This is a genomic window from Mesorhizobium sp. WSM2240, from assembly GCF_040438645.1.
Taxonomy (GTDB): domain Bacteria; phylum Pseudomonadota; class Alphaproteobacteria; order Rhizobiales; family Rhizobiaceae; genus Allomesorhizobium.
In genome coordinates, this window is the sequence record NZ_CP159253.1 from 305,189 (window position 1) to 324,868 (window position 19,680).

Genomic DNA, 19,680 nt, shown 5'->3' on the forward strand with positions numbered 1-19,680 from the left:
TCGGAAGCGATTCTCAGCGAGCGTCCCCGGCCGGCGCAAATCCTCCGCCACTGCGGTCGGCCGTCATGGCGGCCTAATTTGCCTCCCGTTCGGCCTGGTCGTGCGAGGTCGAGGCCGCTCATCCGAACGGACCGATCTGGAAGACCATGCTGACGATCACAAAGAGCCCGATGACGAGCAGGATCACGGCTGTAATCAGCGTGACGGATGGCGGGAAATGGCTTTCGCCATAGATCAGACCGGCTGCGCGCATCGCGTTTCTTTCGTGGCGCAATCCCATCATGAACTGCAGATGATAGAGTATGCCGACGGTCAGCATGATGATGCCGAGGATCACAAGCGTGATGCCAAAATTCAACGGCGCACCGGCATGAGTGATGGTTCCCGCATCCCTCAATTTCTCGAACACCTGGTAGATGGTGAACCCGAAACCGATCAGTGACAGCGAGGTGCGGATCACCGACATGAGCGTGCGCTCCGCACTCATTCTCGTGCGCTGAAATGACATGCCGGTGCGACGCATCGACATGTCGGTGCGATCAGTGGAGAGGTCTGTCCGGTGCGTCGATAGATCGGTCCGGTACTCGGACAGCGAGGTTCTGTGTTCCGACAGGCCCGTCCTGTGGTTGGACAGGCCGGTTCGGTAAGCAGAATATTGCGTCGACGCCAGCTCTGACGTTTCATCGATCTTGGGAATCGGCGGAACCGGCGTTTCCGGAAGCCGCTTTGGCCGCGCAAGCTCGTTCTTCTTCGCGACTGCCTTGTCGTTCGGATCGCTCATGGCGTATTCCCTTTCAACCCGCGAAGAGCCTTCTCCAACGCCCCAGTGCCTATCCAGCGCATTCAATTTTCAGCCGGGTAGATCGTCAGCCAGTCGTCCTTCATATCGACAATGGTCCAGCCCTTCTGCCTGCCTTCATCGAGCGCCTTGTCGAGCTTCCCGAATTTGGACTCGCGGTCGTAGGCCCATTCGCGATCGGCGTCGGTATGGTGAACGACCCCCATGAAGCGAGCGCCATCCCCGGCCGCCGTCCACTCCAGCATCTGCTTGTCGCCATCGGAATTGCCGAATGCCAGGATCGGACGCCTCCCGATGAAACGATTGATGCCTAGCGGCTTACCGGGGCCGTCATCGATAAACTCAACCTTGGCCTCCTTGAGGAGCACAGGCTTCCCGTCTCTTACGTCGAGCTTCACCACGCCGGACGAGCCGACCACCTGTTCTGGCGGAATTCCGTAAACCTCTTCTGCAAAGACGCGCATGAACTCCACCCCGCCTCCCGATACAATGAAGGTCTTGAAGCCGTTGGCGCGCAGATGAGCCAGCAATTCGAGCTGCGGCTGATATACGAGTTCACTGTAAGGCCGGTCGAAGCGAGGGTGGCGCGCGCTGGCCAGCCAGTCGGCTACGATCTTCGAGAACTCCTCAGTCGTCATGCCTGCATGGGTCGACGCTATGATTTCCAGGAGCCCCTTCTCACCGGACACCGCCAAGCCTTTGAGATCGCCGGCGAGCACCGATTTGAAAGGTTCGGTGTCCTTCCATTCGGGATGGTCGGGCGCCAAGGCCTTGATGCGGTCGAGTGCGAAGGCGAGTTGGAAATACATTGGTTGCTCGGACCACAGTGTGCCGTCGTTGTCGAAGACGGCGATACGCTCCTTCGGCTCCACGAAATCGGCGCCCCCTTCCTGCGTGACCTTGGCGACAAAGTCCGTGATGGCCGATTTGACCGGCCCTTCCTTCCACGAAGGCAGCGGATCGGACTGCGCGAAGGCCAGACAGGAAAGGGAAGCCAGCAGGAATATGGCTGCCGCCAGAACTCTAGGTGATTCCACAATCTTCATTTTGATCAACCACTCGCTCGGGTGGATTGTCGTTGCCGCCGGTCGCACTTTCTTGATCCAGTTCAGCCCTTCGGGAAAAGCAGCGTGACCACTCCACGAAAGCCCCAACCCTCCGGACCGTTCTCGGGGCTCTCCGCCCAGTAGCGCGTGCCGACCGTAAAGCTCACGGGCTGATTGCCGAACTTCACAAGCTTCGCGGCGGTCAGGTTGATCGGCACCGACCACTCGCCGCTCGTCCAGTTATAGGTGGTTTCGGTATTGACGCCGAAAGTCCAGGCATCGGGGGTAGTGTATGAAACGAACGGCTGCAGGAACGTTGCGTTGATCTCGCCGCGATCCTCGTCACCCGCAAAGGACCAGATATGGTTGGCAAGCATGCCGAAGGTCCATGGCCCGTCCTGCTTGAGAGCAACGGCTGTCGGACCCGCTCCCCACTTGCCTCCACCGAGGAGGTCGTCGGTCGCGGTCGGCAACAGAATGACCGGCCCGGCGCCCCAGATGACACCGCCCGGCCCAGGCGCCTTCGGCGAGAAGAACAAGCTCTGCGTGATGTCGCCCAGACCCGACTGTGATCCCGAAGGTCCGGCGATGTCTTCCTGTGTGATGATCGGCAGGATCGTGCGCGAGATTAGGTTCCAGTCATCGTTGAGCGAGATCGGGATCACCGGCTGTATGTTGAGGGTCGCGCGATAACCGTCGTCGGGTCCATACCCGGAATCATAGTTGAACTGGAAAGGAACACTGATCAGCGAAGCGATCGGGTTACTGAGCTGCTTCGCGAGATCGGCGTCGTCGGAAAGGGCAAGACCCGGCGCGCCGACGGCGATTGCTACAGTACCACTAAGGAAAAGTGAAAGCTGCTTAGCCATTATCGTCTTATCCTTTCCTCGTTTCGATCGGCTCGAGGCCTGCTTCTTCCGTCTGTTCCTCCTCGGTCACCTCGACCACGTCGCGGCCAAGGAAATAGTTGAGGAAGGTACGAATCACGGCGATGGCCGCCAGGCGCCCGATGTCCTCCCAGGTTGGTGCAAGTGCCGACTCGATGATATCGGCGGCGAGCTGAAACGTCAGACCAGCGACAAGCCAGCGCGCGTAGCGCAGCCAGATCTGGTGATACACGGGCCGCCGATGAACAAAGGCAGCCCTAACGGCCCCCCAAAAAGCCTCCAACGTCCCGTAGACGACGATCAGTAGAGCCATGAAGTCGATCAGAAGTATCGAGACCTCGGTGAGCCGGGCGAAAATTTCCCGAAGGACGTCCATATCAATCGACCTTCGGGCGCGCGATGAGACGAAAACCGAGATGCGACACCGATGTGTCGATCGGTTGCGCCATTCGCGCCGCAGGACGATATCGCTGGCAGTAGTTTGGGGCGCACAGGTGTGAACCGCCCTTGGTGACCTTGCGGGGGATTCTCGCCGGATCGCGCGGATCCTGACTTGCCTCGCGATCGGCGCCACGAGGGTTCGATATGGTGCAACACGGGCTGTCGATCTTCCCGTGTTCCTGGTACCAATCGGTGGTCCACTCCCAGACATTGCCGATCATGTCGTGGAGGCCATAGCCGTTGGCCGGAAATGAGCCGACGGACGCGGTGTATTCGAAGCCGTCATCCAGTGTGTTGCGATACGGAAATTCGCCCTGCCAGGTATTGGCCATATGGACGCCATCGGGCGTGAGGTCGTCGCCCCAGGCAAATTCTGCGCCTTCCAGCCCGCCGCGGGCGGCAAATTCCCACTCCGCCTCAGTTGGCAAATGCATTCCGGCCCACTGAGCGTAAGCTTCGGCGTCCTGATAGGCGATGTGGACTACAGGGTGGTCCCTCAGCTTTGCGATCGAACTTGCCGGACCCCTGGGATGGCGCCAGTTCGCACCAGGAACGTATGCCCACCAGGAGTAAGGATTGCGCATGTCGACCGGACCCGTGGGCTTCCGGAATACTGTCGATGATGGCGCGAGCAACTCGGGCAAGGCGTCTGGATAGTCCTCCGGATTGGCCGGTCTCTCGGCCAGCGTTACATACCCTGTGTCCGATACGAACTTTTCGAAATCCCTGTTGGTTACCGCGAACTTGTCGATCCAGAAGCCGTCCACTTTTACACGATGCGCCGGTGCCTCTTCCGGATAGTGACTGTCGGAGCCCATCTGGAACTGGCCGCCGGGTATCCAAATCATGTCCCTTCCCGAAAGGGCGACACCGGAAGCGTTCGGATGAGTTCTGGCGTTCATTTACCACCTGCATGGGTGCGCTGGTTCGGTTCGACGGCGGTGGCTTTTTCATGCTGCGCCCTCTGCCACCGGACATAGGGAATCGATACAATCGCTCCGATGATCAGATGCCACAGCATGACTGCCAATGCCGCCTTCTGGTCGGGAAAGTTCAGACTCGCGATCGCCATGGCAACGCCAGGATGCCGGGTGCCTGTCGCCAGGGCGAGGACGGTTCTATCGTCGGATTCGGGCCCACCTAGAATGTGACCGACGAATAGGCCCAAAGCCGTGAACAGGATGAGGAAGACAATCACGCCGTTGCCTACCTGTGTCCAGAACGTCATCCCGCTGGTGACGACGACCGGAATGCAGGCAACAAGCAGGAGTATCACCGCGAAATGCGAAATCGGCTGGGCAATGCGCTCCGCGGTTGAAGGAAGGAACCGGCGAAAGGCGACCCCGAGGAGAAGGGGTACGATTACAGTCACGGCAACGGCGGGCACCACGCGCGACGCCGGCATGTGATACTCCGCGCGAAACACCCGTCCCACGATCTCGATCGACAGCGGAACTAGTGCGATTGCCACGACTGACGCGACGACCAGAAGGCTGATGGCGAACGATTCCGTGCCGCCGGCCTTGGTTTGCTTGCCTGGAAGAATTGGAGGCACCGGCGAAACCGCCAGGGCAACGAGCGCGATCTTGACCTCAACGGCAAGTGGAAAGATCAGCGCAACCGCCACAGCGAACACGAGCATGATGATGTTCATGGACAGGACCGAACGGACAAGTTTGCCCGGTCGCCTGATCAGATAGAACAGATCGTCTACCGTCGCCTTCAGCCCCAGCGAGAAGACCAGCGCAAAGAGGCTGACTGTGACCCCAAGTGTGATCAGCTGTTGGACTGTCATTGTCCTGCTCGTTCTGCGATTCGCGATGCGTCAGTCCATCTTTGTCGCCATTTCCAGCCGTTCCATTCCCGTGGGCTGCTTATGCTTGCCGAACTCGAACGTCACGCGCTCGATAACGCCGGTGAAGGGAAACAGGCCTTTCTCGCCGTAGTCGTGACAGACGGGCGAGACACAATCCATTCCGACGTCCATGGTTTCGGTTCCACAGCGTTGCGGCACCTGTTCGTCAATGTGGCCTTTGGCGACCGCCTTCCCGTCTATCGAAAGGACGACGTCCGCCGGCGAACCCGGCTTCGGTGATACCGGCGTGAACGCGATGCTGATCGTGTGCTTGCCCGGCTTCAGCACCTCCGGCGAGGTCACGTCGTAGCGGCGGATAGCGAAGAAGTTGTAGTGGAAGCGAACCTTGCCTTCCCAGAGGAACAGCGACCAGCCCGCCGCATCGCCTCCAAGCGCGAAGATCACCCCTTCCGCTCCACCTTTGGGGATATCGACTGGAACGGTCAGCGTGAATGGGACGCCTACAAGCTTCGGTCCGCTGCCTTCCGGCAGGCGGGTAAGGCCCGGATAGAATGTCACTTTGTCGCGTCCGGCGAAGTAGCTGGGCCGTAGCGTGGTATCGAGCCGCTCGGCGAAGCGGTCGTCCAACGGCAGGACATTGTACTTTGCCGCCTCGGCCATAAACATATCCTGCAGCAGCCTTAGCCGTGCCGGCTCTTTGTCAGCCAGATCGACCGCCTGGCTGAAATCATTCTCGATGTTGTATAACTCCCACTTGTCCTCATCGAAACTGAACGATCCGGACGTTTCCCACGGCAATCGACCGTGGCGACAGGAGGCGATCCAGCCGTCGGCGTACATCGCGCGGTTGCCCAGCATTTCGAAGTATTGATGCGTGCGCGTGCTGGGCGCCTTCGCGTTCTTCGCATCGAAGGTATAGGCGAAGCTGATGCCTTCGATCGGGCGCTGAATGTAGCCGTTGACCTCGCGGGGTTCGGCAATGCCGACGACCTCCATAAGGGTCGGCATGACGTCGATGCAGTGGTGGAACTGCGAGCGCACCTTGCCTTGGTCTTTTATGACTTTCGGCCAGGAGACGATCATGCAGTTGCGCGTCCCTCCGAAATGCGAGGCGACCTGTTTCGTCCACTGGAAGGGCGTGTCACCAGCCCATGCCCAGCCAACCGCGTAATGCGGGGACGTGCCTGGCATGCCCCAGCGGTCCATAAAACCGATCGATTCCTCCATGGTCGGCTGCCGACCGTTCAGGCTCATGATCTCGTTGGGCGTCCCGACCAGCGAGCCTTCACCGCTCGAGCCGTTGTCTCCGATGATATAGATGACCAGCGTATTTTCGAGTTCGCCCATTGCCTCGATCGCATCGACGATCTGGCCCGTCTCGTAGTCGGCGTGCTCGAGAAAGTCCGCATAGTTCTCGGCCTGGCGCGCGAACAGCTTGCGATGTTCTTCCGGCTGGCTCTCCCAGGAAGGGATCTGTTCGGGGCGAGGCGTGAGCTTGCTTCCCTTCGGGATGACGCCCAACTTCAACTGGTTGGTGTGGACCAGTTCGCGGTACTTGTCCCAGCCCATGTCAAAGCGGCCGGCATTCTTGCCGCGCCAGTCAAGCGGCGGCTGATGCGGCGCATGGGCCGCACCGGTCGAGAAATAGGCCATGAAGGGGCGATCGGGCGCGATCGCCTTCTGCTTGCGTATCCAGCCAACGCATTCCTCAGCGAGGTCGCGCGTCAACTGATAACCTTCTTCCGGCTTCTTCGGAGGCTCGACGGAATCGGTGTTACGAAGGAGCGACGGGTAGAACTGGTCTGTCTCGCCCGAGATGAAGCCGTAGAAATAATCAAACCCTTGGTTGGTGGGCCAGTTGTCGAACGGTCCGGCCGGGCTGGTCAAATTGTCGGGGACGTTATGGTTCTTGCCGAACCATGCACACGTGTACCCAGTCTGCTTGAGCAATTCCGCGAAAGTTGCGCAGCCTTTCGGAATGATGCCACAATAGCCGGGATAGCCGGTGGCCATCTCCTGAATGACGCCGGTCGCTACCGAATGGTGATTGCGTCCCGTCAGCATCGCGGCCCGCGTCGGCGAACACAGGGCGGTCGTGTGGAACTGGTTGTAGAGAAGGCCGCTCTTGGCGAGCCTCTCCGCGGTCGGCATGCGGACCAGTCCGCCGGTCACGCTTCCCCATCCGAACCCGACGTCGTCCAGCAGAACCAGCAGAATGTTTGGCGCACCTTTGGGCGCTTGCTTCGTCGGAGGGAAGTCAGGCGTCGACTCTGTAGCGTACATCCCGATCTTGGCGTTGGGAAAGCCCCACTCCGGCGTCGGGAGGTGATTGCGATCCAGATGAACAGGAAAGTTCTGGTTCTCTTTCTTTGGCATCGTCGGCTCCTGAGGCTGGTCCCGACAACGTTCGGGAAACTGGGGCTGGAGGACGGCGGTGTTATTCCGCCGACCTCGTGGTCAGAAGCTGGTGACTAGTCGACTGCCATTGCCGCCGCCGCCAGTTTCTCGAGGTCGAGATACTGGGTCTCCTCGACCGTCACTCCGACGAACTTGATGGTGCCGCCCTTGAATTCGCCGGGCGACTTGTAGCCTTCGCTCACCGCGTCACCGCTATCGCGGCCGATGCAAAGACCGTCGCCGGAGAGCGTGAACTTGCCCAGCTGGGTCTTCATGTCGCCTTGCGCAACGACCTCGTCGTTCACGTAAAGGGTCGTCTTTCCGTGAGACTCGCCGTACTTGCCCGTCTTTTCCCGGATGAATTCCATGCCGAGTGTGTACTTGCCGGGCTTGAGGTCTTTCGAGACGAAGGTCTGCTCGGGCTTGATGCCGAGGAAGTTGTAAACGTAGTGCAGCTTCTTGTCCTTGATGAACAGCGAGTGTCCACCAAAGCGCGAGCCGTGGGCAAATATGACGCCTTCGCACTTGGGATCGGTGATCTCGACGTCGGCCAGGATCTTGTAGGACCGCCCGCGCACATTGACCGCGACGCCTTCCGGCACCGGGGACGTGCCTGGGTAGTAGATGTAGCGATTCCTTGGCGCTTCCTCGCTGGGGCGTTCCACACCAAGCAGTTCGGCGGCGCTGCGATCGTCGAGCGGAAGCACCTTGTTGGTCTCGGCTTCCTCGAACCACGCCTTGATCAGGGCTTCGAGCTTGTCTGGGTGCTTGTCTGCAACGTTCGTCGCTTCGGAGCGATCCTTATCGACATGGTAGAGTTCCCATTTGTCTTTGTCGAAGTTGCCCTTGCTCGTCAGCGGGGCATGCAGGGCAGCCGCCTTCCAGCCGTTCTCCCACATTCCGCGCGTACCCAGCATCGCGTAGTACTGGCGCTTCTTCTTCGTCTTGGCGTCGGGCGTGGCGTCGAAGGTATAGCGCATCGACACACCGGATAGCGGGTATTGCTCGACGCCGCGATAGGTCTTCGGCATCTCCACGCCGCAAACGTCGAGGATCGTCGGAACGATGTCGGTGCAGTGGTGGTACTGGTTCCGTACTTCGCCCTTGGCCTTGATGCCCTTGGGCCACGAAATGACCAGCGGGCAACAAGTGCCGCCGGCATATTCGGAATACCGCTTGAACATCTGGTAGGGCGTGGAGAAGGCGACGGCCCAGCCGGTCGGATAGTGGTTGTATGTCTCGGGACCGCCGAGCACCTCGAGATACTTCATGTTCTCCGACAGCTCGTCGGGATAGTTGTTGAAGAACTTGTTTTCGTTGACCGAACCGTTCGGGCTGCCCTCGCCCGAAGCGCCGTTGTCGGAGCAGTAGAACACGATCGTGTTTTCGAGCTGTCCACTCTGCTCCAGATAGTCGATGAGCCTGCCGATCTGCACGTCGGTATATTCGGAGAATCCGGCATAGACTTCGGCCATGCGGGCGAACAGTCTCTTCTCGTCCGCGCTCAGGGAGTCCCAGGGCCTGACGGCGTCGCCGGGGTTGGAGACATTATCAGGAACAGGATTGATTGGGGTAAGCTTGGTATCCTTTGGAAGAAGGCCCTTCTCAATCATGCGCGGCAGGACCCACTCGCGATACGCCTCGTAGCCGTCGTCGAACTTGCCTTTGTATTTGTCTATATACTCCTTCGGCGCATGGTGCGGCGCGTGGTTGGCGCCAGGGCACAGCCACATGAACCAGGGTTTGGACGGATTGCTGGCCTTCTGATCCCGGATCATCTGCAGCGCCTGGTCGACGAGATCCTTCGACAGGTGATAGCCGTCCTCCGGGCCATAGGGCTGGTCGATGAACTTGTTGTCGTCGACTAGGTCCGGATACCACTGGTTCGTCTCGCCGCCGATGAAGCCGTAATAGCGATCGAAACCCTTTTGCAGCGGCCATTCGGAACGATTCCCGCCCGCGCAGATGTCCTGTTCAGGGACGTTGTGTTGCTTCCCGAGCCAGTAGGTGCTCCAGCCAGACTCCTGCAGCACCTGACCGATCGTTGCGCATTCCGCGGGTGTGCGCCCACTCCACCCCGGAAACCCCTGAGCTCCTTCGGTGATGCACGACATGCCATTGAGGTGGTGATTGCGCCCGGTTAGAAAAGTGGAACGCGTGGGCGAGCACAACGCCGTCGTATGCCACTGCGAATAGGTCAGGCCGTTTTCGGCAAGCTTCTCCAGGGTCGGCATGTTGATTGCGCCACCGTAGGGCGCCCAGGCCGCCTGGCCGGTGTCGTCGTAAAGGATAATCAGGACATTTGGGGCTCCCTTAGGTGCACGAGGCGGGAGGTACGGTTCCCAGTCCGGCTTGGAATCTCTGACGTCGAGCTTGATAACGCCTTTGAATGGTTTCTTCGACATGATTTAGCTCCGTTGTTCGCCGCTGTTCATTTAGGGACGTAAGAGACGCCGGACTTTGCCGAAGCGATCGCGATCCTGCTGTTTCCTTCCCCTCGGCGCTCGACCTCGAATGGATCGTCACCGATCCGTCGCTGTTCGTCTGATGTCGTCCTTCGATTTGATCGAGAAGAAGGGGTGGCCGTTATCGAGCCTGGCCGCATTGGTGGCATTATTGGCCGCCACCGACCGGAGCAGCCTGGCAGACATAGGACCGAGCCTCCCACGAGCAAATCGCCGTCGTGATTCTCGCGAAACATCGCGGCGGCGCTAGTTGGACCAAAGGGCAAGTTTGACGGTGCGTCCGACAAAGCTGATGCCGTGCGACTTGTTTGCTGTGCAAGGGAACCGGAAAGAGCCGACCGTGTTTGGCACGACGTGACAAATCGGCTGCCTGATCGGGTCTAATCAAACTTAGTGGGTGGTCACGTTTGATTTTGCCGGCACTTCCGCAAGCGGAAAACGAGACGTCGGTACAATCACGGGGTGAGTTGTTCGGGTTGCTCTTCTCAATCGCCAATGTAAGAATGACGATTGGCGGAGGGATGACACGGCTATGCTTGCATGCGGCTGCAAGGATTCGGCACGATTCTCCCAATAGTGGTTGTGGCCACGGCGATCGTATGCGTTTTCTCAGCCCTACTGCTCCCCCCGGGACAACGGGGGTTCAGTCAAATGCACTCGCACAGCAAGCGACCAAGAGCGTGCTCGTCCTGTCGTCGAGCCACAGCGCTCTTCCCGCCGGCATAGAGATCACGAAAGGTATTCTCACAGCACTTCCAGCGGATGTGGGCCTCTATAACGAGTATCTCGATTCCGAAAGATTCTCTGGGATAGAGCATCTGGAGAACATGCGCCGGTTCATCGGCGAGAAGTACGCGGACAAGCCGATCAAGGTCGTTATGGCTCTTGGTCCGCAGGCGCTGGAATTCATGCGCGAGTACGGCGACGAGATCTTTCCCAGTGTCCCGGTTGTCTATTCGGGAGTCCGCAAAGAGCGTATCCACGACAATCCGCCACCGCCGAACTACGTCGGTATCGAAAGCCGGTTTGACCTGGCGGCGACGGTGGAACTGGCATTAGCTCTTCAAGCGGAAGCGAAGGAACTGGTTGTCGTCACTGGCGCCGCCGAGTTCGACAAAGCGTGGGAGGCGACAGCCAAAGCAGAACTTGGAACCTTCGCGAGCAGGCTGAAATTGCGCTACCTGTCTGGGCTGGCGATGGATGACCTGCTCACTACGGTGGCACAATTGCCGACAGATTCCATTGTTCTCTATCTGACCGTCTACCAGGACGGGTCGGGACGCCGTTTCATCCCGCGCGATGTCGCTGCGCGCCTGTCCCAGGCAGCCGGCGCGCCTGTCTACAGCGTTTACGATACCTATCTCGGCCTAGGCATCGTCGGCGGCTATATGGACACGTTCGAAGCAGTGGGCGTCCAAGCGGGCAGCATCGCGCGCCGGATCCTTGAAGGCGAAAATCCGGCCGAGATGACCATCGATCCAAATGCCGGGCACTCGTACAGGATCGACTGGCGGCAACTGCAGCGCTGGGGCCTTGACCAGGCAAATCTACCGGCAGACGCGGAAATCCGATATCGGCCGCCGTCGTTGTGGGAGCAGTATCGCGAACTGGTGCTGGCGGCGGTGATTGTTTTCGCGCTTCAGTCCATGCTGATCACCGCCTTGTTGATCGAGCGGCACCGCCGGCGCCGAGCGGAGGGAAGTTTGCGTGAAGGTGAGGAGCGCATTGCACTTGCTGCCCAGTCAGCCAATCTTGGCCTCTGGCAATGGGACCTCGTGCGAGACCGCCTCTGGGTCACCGATCTTTGCCGAGCACTGCTCGGTATTGCGCCGGATACGGCTCTTTCGATGAGCTCTTTGCTTGACGTGGTCTCTCGAGAGGATCGAAAAGGGCTTCGGAAAACGATCGAGAAGCTCAGATCGACTGACAAAATGTACGAGTCCGAGTTCCGCATCACCTTGCCGGATGGCGAGATCCGGTGGATCGGAGTCACTGGCCGCTCAACGTTCGACGCCCGCGGCAAAGCGTTGCGCATGACAGGCGTCTTGACCGACTTGACCGAGCGCAAGCGGATTGTGGAGAAGCTGCGGGAAAGCGAGGAGAGATATCGAAATGTCGTGGAGACGCAGACCGAGCTCATCTGCCGGTATCTGCCCGACACCACGTTGACATTCGTCAACGATACCTATTGCCGCTATTTCGGGAAGAGCCGTGAAGAACTCATTGGCAATAGGTTCATCGAATTTGTTCCGGAGTCGGCGCGGCTCGCTGCGCTCCGGTATGTCGAGTCCATTGGGAGCAAGGCGCCCATCGAAACGTACGAGCACGAAGTGCTGCGCCCGGACGGCAGCGTTGGCTGGCAGCAATGGGTCGACCGTGCAATTTTCGATTCGACCGGAAAGACCGTCGAGATCCAGGGTATCGGGCGCGACGTCACCGAACTTAAGAATGCCGAGAGCGAGGCACAGCAACGTCGCGAGGAGGTGATGCATCTCACTCGTGTGGCTGTCCTCGGCGAGCTTTCGGGTGCGCTGGCACACGAGTTGAACCAGCCGTTGGCCGCCATTCTCAGCGACGCGCAGGCCGCGAGGCGTATGATAAGCGGGCATGCACTGGACCTCGGCAACCTGACGGAAATTCTGGATGACATCGTCGCCGACGACAACCGTGCCGGGGCCGTCATCAAGCGCCTGAGGGCGCTCCTGAAAAGAGGGGATCAGCAGTCGGCGCCCCACGACATCAATGAAATCGTCACGGATGTGCTTCAGTTTGCAAACCCGGAACTGGTCGCGCGGCGTGTCGCCGTGCAAACCGATTTCGCGCCTTCGTTGCCGAGCATCCTGGGGGACCGCGTCCAACTCCAGCAAGTGCTCCTCAACCTGATCCTCAATGGCTGCGAGGCCATGTTCAGTCTTGAGGCGGCTGCACGGCGCTTGAAGATCACGACGTCCAGCAATGGCAACGGTCTCGTCGAGGCGAGGGTGTCGGACCACGGCACGGGCATAGAGCCTTCGACGCTGGAACGGATTTTCGAGCCGTTCGTAACGACGAAGAAGAGCGGCCTTGGCCTGGGACTATCGATATGCCGGTCCATCATCACTTCGCATGGCGGTCTCATATGGGCGCAAAACAATCCGGATCGGGGCGCAACCCTCGGTTTCGCGATTCCGGGAACAGTGGGAGAAAGCATTGCCGATCGACGCTCCGGTAGTCTTCGTCGTTGACGATGACGCGGCCATACTGCGGGCCTTGACGCGGCTTATCGCGGCGAACGGGCTCGAAGCTCGACCATTCTCATCGCCGGCGGCGTTTCTCGACACGCACGACGCACAGCAACCCGGCTGCGCGATAATCGACATCGCGATGCCAGGTTTGAACGGCCTCGAATTGCAGGAGAGGATGGTCGAGCAAGGGTCACATCGACCAATAATTTTTCTCACCGGGTATGGGGATGTCCCGACGAGCGTGCAAGCGATGAAGGCCGGAGCGGTGGATTTTCTGATGAAGCCCGTCGATGAGGAGGCTCTGCTGTCGGCAATCGCCGTCGCGATTGAGGAGGATGCAGCGGCACGGGAGGACCAGGCCGAGCTCGAGCCCCTCCAGCGGCGCTACGCCGGCCTCACTTTACGCGAATGCCAGGTCTTTGCCCATGTGGTGTCGGGTCGGCTCAACAAGCAGATCGCTGGCGATCTTGGCATCGTCGAAAAAACGGTCAAAGTGCATAGGGCCCACGTGATGGAAAAAATGGGAGCGGGGTCGCTGGCCGAACTCGTTCGGATCGCAGAGCGTCTAGGGCTCGATCGACTGCCCGGACGTTATTCCGCGGAAAAAGTCGATTAATGTTGGACCAAGGGGCAACTACGATTCCGTTTGTGGGACTGCGATAAATATTCAGCGCCTAGTTCTGGATCATGGCAAACCCCACTTTGCGCATAGCCGTCGTCGACGACGACGCCTCCATCCGAAGGGCGCTCGCGCGTCTGCTGGCCGCACTCGACTTCGAAGCCGCCACGTTTGCCACCGGAGCCGAGTTCCTCGACTCGCTGTCGGATAGGGTCCCGGATTGCCTGATGCTCGACCTGCATATGCCTAGCATGACGGGTCTCGAAGTTCAGGAGGCGCTTACTGAAGCGGGAATCGAGCTGCCAATCATCATTATTACGGGGCACGACGAGCCGAAGGCGATCAGGCAGTCGCTGGAAGCGGGGGCAGCAGTCTGTCTGTCGAAGCCGCTCGACGACGAGCTCCTGCTCGAGACCATCAACACCGCGGTTTACAGCACACCGAGATCATCAAAATAGTTGCGCATCCGCTCACGTCGATGCGAGCCGGTTGACCGCCTAGCAGAGATCGTGACGGGGCTGTTGCTCCCGCTCGAAACCGCCACAACGCTTGCGCGGGTGCGGATCGATGCGTCGCTGCCCGTTTTGGCTTGAGCGGCAATGTACATCGTTCAATCCGCGCGTGAGCGATGATGGCTGCGGCGTACGGAACACGATTATCAACTCACTTCTTCGCATGGACCAAGGTCCAACTGGCCCCGTCATCTGTCCGGCTACAGGATCGCCGAAGCAACGGCGGCGCTGGAGCGAATGGCGATCAGGTTCGACACAACTCTTCCTCTCCGCGACGCTCCGCCTCACGCGTCCCCGCCGCCTTGGACGGACGGGCCTGCCCATCCCAAAGGAATCCGAATCTGAGACTTGAAGGATTGGTCCATATTTCAGAAATCGTCGGCGACTGGCTGAAAACTCGGGGCCGGCCATTTTTGAATAATCAGGCCGGTTACGAACAATGTGTACTGGCTAGGTAGGATGACAGGAGTTCGTCCGGTGAACAGGCCTGCAACAACGTCCGGTTTGAGATCGTGGTTTCTCCTAGCGGTGCTGTCCTTCATCGGTCTTGTCGCCATTTGCAATCCCTCAGCCGCGCAGACCACCCACCCGTCGGCGGAAGTGGCGCCGCCCGAGAAAGCGCAACAGCTCATCGAATTGCTCGACGATCCCGAGGTTCGGGCGTGGCTGGCGGGGGAAGCGCTGCCGTCCGACCCACCAGCGGCGGTGCAGATCGCCGGCTGGGAGCAAAGAATCCGCAATCATATCGGTGCTATGCGCAACGCGGTTTCGCACATTCCTGGCGAGATTGCGGAAGCCGCCCAGATTGTGAGAGTCGAAATCAACAATCGGGGATTTGCCACGATATTTGTTCTGTTTGCCGCCGTGCTGGCTCTCGGTTTCGGCGCGGAATGGCTGTTCAGGCGGGCGATAAACGGAGCGCATCTGGCCGGCCGCGGACAGGCAGCCACTACGGGCTTGTCACCTGAAAGCAGCCGTGTCGACAAATCCCTTTCGGAGTTGGCCCCGCTCGCAGTGTTCTCCCTCGTCAGCGCCGGGGTCTTCCTGGCGTTCGAATGGCCCGACGTGCTGCGGCTGGTCATCCTGACCTATCTGGTTGCCTTCATCATCGTACGACTGGTGATGGCCATGAGCAGGATTTTGCTAGCCCCAGATGGTGAGCATGTTTTAACAGGACCGGCAAAGCCGCGTCGGCTCATTCAGGCGAGCGACGCGGAAGCCAATTTCTGGTACCGGCGAGTGGCGATCTTCGCCAGCTATCTGATGGCCGGCTGGGCGACGGTCAGCCTGCTTCCGACGCTGGGGTTTTCGCCGGACGGAAGGCGCTTGGTCGCCTATCTGCTGGGTATCGGGCTTCTGGCCCTCGCCGTCGAGATGGTCTGGCGCCGCCCAGGCCGCGCGGCTAGGCAGCGCACAAGCGCAAAGGAATGGCTTCTTACCATTTACTTGGTCATTCTCTGGGGGCTCTGGGCCGCCGGCCTCAACGGTGTCTTGTGGCTCGGAATCTACGCCCTGCTGCTGCCAACAGCCTTGACGATAGCCGGTCAAGCGGCAGAGGCGTTCGCTGGGCGGCCAGACGAAGCCATCTCGGCGAATTCTGTTCGGACCGTGATTATCGTCCGCGGTGCGCGTGCGCTGGTCATCCTGCTTGCGGTGCTGTGGCTTGGTATGATCTGGCGCCTGAACCCGGGCGCAATAGCGGAAGGAAACACGGTCTTGACCGAGATACTGCGCGGCCTGCTGCAGGGTGTGATCATCCTGCTCGTCGCCGATCTCGTCTGGCAACTGGCGAAAGCCTATATCGGCCGGAAGCTCGAAACGGCGACCGTGGATGGCTCAGTCAGCCCGGCTGAGGCGGCGCGCCGGGGCCGCTTGCGGACATTGCTGCCGATTTTCCGCAACATGCTCGGCGTCTTTATCGCGGCAGTGGCGATCCTCATGGTCCTTTCGGGATTGGGCGTGCAGATAGCTCCGCTGATCGCCGGCGCCGGCATATTCGGCGTGGCGATCGGCTTTGGCTCGCAGACCCTGGTCAAGGACGTGATCAGCGGCGTGTTCTACATGCTGGACGATGCGTTCCGCGTGGGCGAATACATCCAGAGCGGCAGCTACAAGGGAACCGTCGAATCGTTCAGCCTGCGCTCGGTCAAGCTGCGCCATCATCGCGGTCCGGTGTTCACTGTGCCGTTCGGCTCCTTGGGCGCGGTGCAGAACATGAGCCGGGACTGGGTGATCGACAAGTTCATGATCCGCGTGCCGTTCGATACCGATATCCAGCAGGTCAAGAAGTTGGTGAAAGGCATCGGCGCGGAACTGAAAGCCGACCCGGAACTGGCCCCGGAAATACTGGAAACCGTGAAGATGAAGGGTGTCGAGGAGATCGGCGATTTCGGCATCCAGCTGAGCTTCGCCTTCATGGCCAAGCCCGGGCACCAGTCGGTGGTGCGGCGTCGCGCTTACACGATGATCCGGCAGGCGTTCATAGAGAATGGTATCGAGTTCGCCCAGCCCACGGTTCAGGTGGGAGGTGACGAGAAGCAGGCGGCCGCTGCCGCCACCACGACCGCGATGATGCGCAAGAAGGCTGCCGAAGGCGGTGCAGGCCGAAAGGACGTAGCGTAATTTGGGCGGAGAGTTCGATAAAGTTGTCGCGTCTGGGCGGCAATGCCGAATCGGTCCGGGCCCCCGGAATTCGTTAGGGCATACGATTGTCAAAACCGCATGACCGCCCCGAAAAACCACCCATGCTGGACAATGTCGTAGACGAAGCCGTCATCTTGATAATCGACTCCGAGCGCGCGATAGCCTCCTACGGTCGCAATGCGGTCATTCCATTGATATCCGACGCCACCGAGAACATCCCATTCCAGATCCGCACTGGCGCCGAAACCGCCGATCATTCCCCACGCCGTGAAATACCAGGGCGAATTGGTGTTGATGCGCGCCTTGGCCCCGATCATCGGATCGACCCACGTCGCACCGTCGCTGCCGCTAAAGGCAGCAATCTCCGGTCCGCCAGCCGCCAGCGCCGCCGATATCTCGTTGTCAACGCTCCAAATACGCGCGCCGGCCATCAGGTCGACAGTGGCATATTCTCTGGCGAAGGCCCGATATTCGCCCATCACAGTGGCCGTGAGGCTCTGTGTCTCCACTCTTGCGGACAGTGTGGCAGGTGCGCCGAGGACGGTTCGGGTAATGGATTGATCAGCCTCGGTCGACACGTAGATAAGATCGCCGAACAAACCCCAGGTTCCGTTGTGCAGTTCGCTCACCACCATGCCGCCGAAACGCAGATTGCTGAAAACGTCGCTGAAGCTCATATCGACGTCCACCGGCTGGCGTCCAAACAGGCCAACGTCGCCGTTCAGACCGGCTGCCCAAAGATAGGGGGCGATGCTGAATGTCCATTCCTTCGCCTGGGGCGGCGGCGCCTCCTGTGGTAGATCAAGCGCGACATCAGCAGCGGATGCCGCCGAAGTCCATGCCAGGGCGGTGAGAAGGGTAATCAGACTGCGGGTCATTATTGCTTCTCCATTGCGCAATGTGTCTTATTTCTTTGGAAACAGGAAGCTGATGGAGGAACGGCCGAAGGCTTCCGGTCCGCCTTCCGGACTTTCGGCCCGTGGCGCAGGCCGACCTGCAGATTGATCGGCTGCTTGTCATGGTCACCAGCTTGCTGCCTTGAAATTGATCGGTGCTGACCAGGTTTCGTTCTCCCGGTCATGTGCCGATTCCATCTTGAGCGCAAAGATTGCCCTGCGTCATGCATTCCGACGCCTCGGCACCTTCAGATGTCTCGATAGTTTGCGTCTTTCCCCGGTGCGGCAGCGTGTTTTCCTCCCCTCCGGTGATAGGGAATGGGCCTAACTATCCGACGTAAGCCGACGCTAGGGAAGTTGGACCAAGGGGCAATCCAACCGGATAGGCAATTGCCAATTTTCACAACGACAAGTCTCGCAATGGCTTTCATTTCCGGCTTGTGTTGCCCCAAGGTCCAACTTTCCCCGCCTACCCTTGGCTGCCATCCTCTTCGAACTGGTCGTGAGACGCCTACAAGCCGAAGCGGAGGATCATCATGGCAAGTTGGACTTCACTGCCCTTGGCTGCAGCAGTCGCCCTGGCCATGACGTTGGCGGGACCTCTCAATCATAGCGTTTTCGCTCAGGAGCAGACGGCGGCGGCCGACCCCGGCGCGCCGGCTGCGCAGGCGCCCGAACCGCTGAGCGCCGACGAACTGGAAGTGTTGGTGGCGCGCATCGCGCTCTATCCGGACGAGCTGGTCGCGCTGATATCGAGCGCCTCGCTCTACCCGCTGCAGATCGTCGAGGCGGCGCGGTTTCTCGACGACCACGCCAAGGATAATAGCCTGCAGCCGAAGGAGAGCTGGGACGGCAGCGTCATCTCGCTGCTCAACTATCCCGAGATCGTCAAGATGATGAGCGACGACCTCGACTGGACGCAGGCGCTCGCCGACGCGCTCGCATACCAGCAGAAGGATGTTCTCATCGCCATCCAGCAGCTGCGTGAGGAGGCGGTGGCCAAAGGAATCATCAAGACCGACGACAAGGTCAAGGTGGAGAACTCGGGCGGCAACATCATCATCCAGCCGGCTAGTCCGGAGACAGTCTATGTGCCGCGCTACGAGCCGAGGATGCTCTACGAGCCGAACTACGTTGCGGCGCCGATTGCCTACTACCCCGACCCTTACCCGACTTACTGGTACCCGACCGCCCCGTTCTTTGCCGCAGCGGTGACCGGCGCGATATGGGCGGCGGCGGTCGACTGGGACGACTGGGACGTGTGGGGCGGCCACTGGGACGGCAGCGACATCGATATCGACTGCAACGACTGCTTCAACGATCGCGATTTCGACGGCAAGATCAATTTCGACGACGTCGACTGGAAGAATGTCGACCGCTCGAAGCTCAACATCGACCGCGACCAGTTCGCCAAGTTCGATCGCACCGACATCAAGAACAAGCTCGAAGCCAACCGCACCAATTCCATCCGCGACAGGGCGAAGCAGATCAACCGCGACCGTACCATCTCCAACAGGACCGCCAAGGCTCACGACATACGCAAGAGCACGTTGGAAGGCCTGCAGAACAGGCCCGGCGGCGATCGGGCAAGGGCGGCCCGTCCGGACCGCCAGAGGCCGGCAGCACGCCCGGGCAGGGACCGGCGCGAGGCCTCGCGGCCGAACGTCCAGCGGCCAGCCACCGCCCATCGCCATGCCGGCAAGCCGAAGATGGCTCACAAGGTCGATCGCAGGCCGAAGCAGCACTCGGGGCTGGGTCATGTCGATCGCGGCAAGATATCGAAGGTGCATTCAAACCGTGGCCACAAGGCCATGGGGGGCGGTCACCGCGGTGGCGGAAGAGCTGTCCATCACGTCGGGGGCGGCGAACGACATTTGCATCATGGCGGCGGACGTCGCGGCGGCGGCCGCAGGCGTTGAACGCGGGGAGAGGAGC

The 19,680-nt window shown here is 60.1% G+C and carries 15 protein-coding genes; 5 read left to right on the forward strand and 10 right to left on the reverse strand.

Features of this window, described 5'->3' with window-relative positions:
• Positions 1-118 precede the first annotated feature (118 nt).
• The 9 genes from ABVK50_RS01495 to ABVK50_RS01535 all read right to left on the reverse strand — a co-directional run bounded on the left by ABVK50_RS01495 (position 119) and on the right by ABVK50_RS01535 (position 10,037).
• Entirely contained in the window at positions 119-781 is a 663-nt protein-coding gene (locus ABVK50_RS01495; RefSeq protein WP_353643124.1) for a DUF202 domain-containing protein, read from the reverse strand.
• A 62-nt stretch (positions 782-843) separates the two neighbouring features.
• Positions 844-1,845 (reverse strand): HAD family hydrolase, encoded by a 1,002-nt coding sequence (locus ABVK50_RS01500; RefSeq protein WP_353643123.1) that lies wholly within the window; start codon positions 1,843-1,845, stop codon positions 844-846.
• A gap of 62 nt (positions 1,846-1,907) precedes the next feature.
• The gene (locus tag ABVK50_RS01505) at positions 1,908-2,714 is read right to left on the reverse strand and encodes a transporter (protein ID WP_353643122.1); all 807 of its coding nucleotides are present in this window, start codon (positions 2,712-2,714) and stop codon (positions 1,908-1,910) included.
• 7 nt (positions 2,715-2,721) lie between these two features.
• Complete coding sequence (locus ABVK50_RS01510) at positions 2,722-3,108, reverse strand: DUF1622 domain-containing protein (protein ID WP_353643121.1); 387 nt, start codon at positions 3,106-3,108, stop codon at positions 2,722-2,724.
• A 1-nt stretch (position 3,109) separates the two neighbouring features.
• Positions 3,110-4,021 carry a formylglycine-generating enzyme family protein gene (locus tag ABVK50_RS01515; protein ID WP_353643120.1) on the reverse strand — a complete coding sequence of 304 codons (912 nt, stop codon included), beginning with the start codon at positions 4,019-4,021 and terminating at the stop codon, positions 3,110-3,112.
• Between the two features lie 50 nt (positions 4,022-4,071).
• Entirely contained in the window at positions 4,072-4,968 is an 897-nt protein-coding gene (locus ABVK50_RS01520; RefSeq protein ID WP_353643119.1) for a bile acid:sodium symporter, read from the reverse strand.
• Between the two features lie 30 nt (positions 4,969-4,998).
• A complete protein-coding gene (locus tag ABVK50_RS01525) occupies positions 4,999-7,365 on the reverse strand; it encodes an arylsulfatase (RefSeq protein ID WP_353643118.1) in 2,367 nt (788 codons plus the stop codon).
• 95 nt (positions 7,366-7,460) lie between these two features.
• The gene (locus tag ABVK50_RS01530) at positions 7,461-9,791 is read right to left on the reverse strand and encodes an arylsulfatase (RefSeq protein ID WP_353643117.1); all 2,331 of its coding nucleotides are present in this window, start codon (positions 9,789-9,791) and stop codon (positions 7,461-7,463) included.
• Between the two features lie 117 nt (positions 9,792-9,908).
• Positions 9,909-10,037: a hypothetical protein gene (locus ABVK50_RS01535; RefSeq protein WP_353646993.1), complete on the reverse strand. Its 129-nt coding sequence runs from the start codon at positions 10,035-10,037 to the stop codon at positions 9,909-9,911.
• 494 nt (positions 10,038-10,531) lie between these two features.
• On the opposite strand from ABVK50_RS01535, the gene ABVK50_RS01540 reads away from it, so the two are divergent.
• The 4 genes from ABVK50_RS01540 to ABVK50_RS01555 all read left to right on the forward strand — a co-directional run bounded on the left by ABVK50_RS01540 (position 10,532) and on the right by ABVK50_RS01555 (position 16,828).
• Positions 10,532-13,075, forward strand: a complete 2,544-nt coding sequence (locus ABVK50_RS01540; RefSeq protein ID WP_353643116.1) for a PAS domain S-box protein — start codon at positions 10,532-10,534, stop codon at positions 13,073-13,075.
• Entirely contained in the window at positions 12,957-13,691 is a 735-nt protein-coding gene (locus tag ABVK50_RS01545; RefSeq protein ID WP_353643115.1) for a response regulator, read from the forward strand. Before ABVK50_RS01540 ends, ABVK50_RS01545 begins: the two co-directional genes overlap by 119 nt.
• 71 nt (positions 13,692-13,762) lie before the next feature.
• A complete protein-coding gene (locus ABVK50_RS01550; protein ID WP_353646994.1) occupies positions 13,763-14,152 on the forward strand; it encodes a response regulator in 390 nt (129 codons plus the stop codon).
• A 531-nt stretch (positions 14,153-14,683) separates the two neighbouring features.
• On the forward strand, positions 14,684-16,828 hold the full coding sequence (locus tag ABVK50_RS01555) for a mechanosensitive ion channel family protein (protein ID WP_353643113.1): 2,145 nt from the start codon (positions 14,684-14,686) through the stop codon (positions 16,826-16,828).
• 89 nt (positions 16,829-16,917) lie between these two features.
• Here ABVK50_RS01555 and ABVK50_RS01560 read toward each other — a convergent pair whose 3' ends face one another.
• Positions 16,918-17,727 carry a hypothetical protein gene (locus ABVK50_RS01560; protein ID WP_353643112.1) on the reverse strand — a complete coding sequence of 270 codons (810 nt, stop codon included), beginning with the start codon at positions 17,725-17,727 and terminating at the stop codon, positions 16,918-16,920.
• A 554-nt stretch (positions 17,728-18,281) separates the two neighbouring features.
• On the opposite strand from ABVK50_RS01560, the gene ABVK50_RS01565 reads away from it, so the two are divergent.
• Positions 18,282-19,664, forward strand: a complete 1,383-nt coding sequence (locus ABVK50_RS01565) for a DUF3300 domain-containing protein (RefSeq protein ID WP_353643111.1) — start codon at positions 18,282-18,284, stop codon at positions 19,662-19,664.
• Positions 19,665-19,680: the final 16 nt, after the last annotated feature.

What these genes read in the sequence shown, in the direction of transcription:
- ABVK50_RS01545 (WP_353643115.1), top strand. Translation starts at nt 12,957, where the DNA reads ATGGCGGTCTCATATGGGCGCAAAACAATCCGGATCGGGGCGCAACCC.
- ABVK50_RS01565 (WP_353643111.1), top strand. Translation starts at nt 18,282, where the DNA reads ATGGCAAGTTGGACTTCACTGCCCTTGGCTGCAGCAGTCGCCCTGGCC.
- ABVK50_RS01560 (WP_353643112.1), bottom strand. Translation starts at nt 17,727, where the DNA reads ATGACCCGCAGTCTGATTACCCTTCTCACCGCCCTGGCATGGACTTCG.
- ABVK50_RS01550 (WP_353646994.1), top strand. Translation starts at nt 13,763, where the DNA reads ATGGCAAACCCCACTTTGCGCATAGCCGTCGTCGACGACGACGCCTCC.
- ABVK50_RS01520 (WP_353643119.1), bottom strand. Translation starts at nt 4,968, where the DNA reads ATGACAGTCCAACAGCTGATCACACTTGGGGTCACAGTCAGCCTCTTT.
- ABVK50_RS01530 (WP_353643117.1), bottom strand. Translation starts at nt 9,791, where the DNA reads ATGTCGAAGAAACCATTCAAAGGCGTTATCAAGCTCGACGTCAGAGAT.
- ABVK50_RS01500 (WP_353643123.1), bottom strand. Translation starts at nt 1,845, where the DNA reads ATGAAGATTGTGGAATCACCTAGAGTTCTGGCGGCAGCCATATTCCTG.
- ABVK50_RS01510 (WP_353643121.1), bottom strand. Translation starts at nt 3,108, where the DNA reads ATGGACGTCCTTCGGGAAATTTTCGCCCGGCTCACCGAGGTCTCGATA.
- ABVK50_RS01505 (WP_353643122.1), bottom strand. Translation starts at nt 2,714, where the DNA reads ATGGCTAAGCAGCTTTCACTTTTCCTTAGTGGTACTGTAGCAATCGCC.
- ABVK50_RS01535 (WP_353646993.1), bottom strand. Translation starts at nt 10,037, where the DNA reads ATGTCTGCCAGGCTGCTCCGGTCGGTGGCGGCCAATAATGCCACCAAT.
- ABVK50_RS01515 (WP_353643120.1), bottom strand. Translation starts at nt 4,021, where the DNA reads ATGATTTGGATACCCGGCGGCCAGTTCCAGATGGGCTCCGACAGTCAC.
- ABVK50_RS01495 (WP_353643124.1), bottom strand. Translation starts at nt 781, where the DNA reads ATGAGCGATCCGAACGACAAGGCAGTCGCGAAGAAGAACGAGCTTGCG.
- ABVK50_RS01525 (WP_353643118.1), bottom strand. Translation starts at nt 7,365, where the DNA reads ATGCCAAAGAAAGAGAACCAGAACTTTCCTGTTCATCTGGATCGCAAT.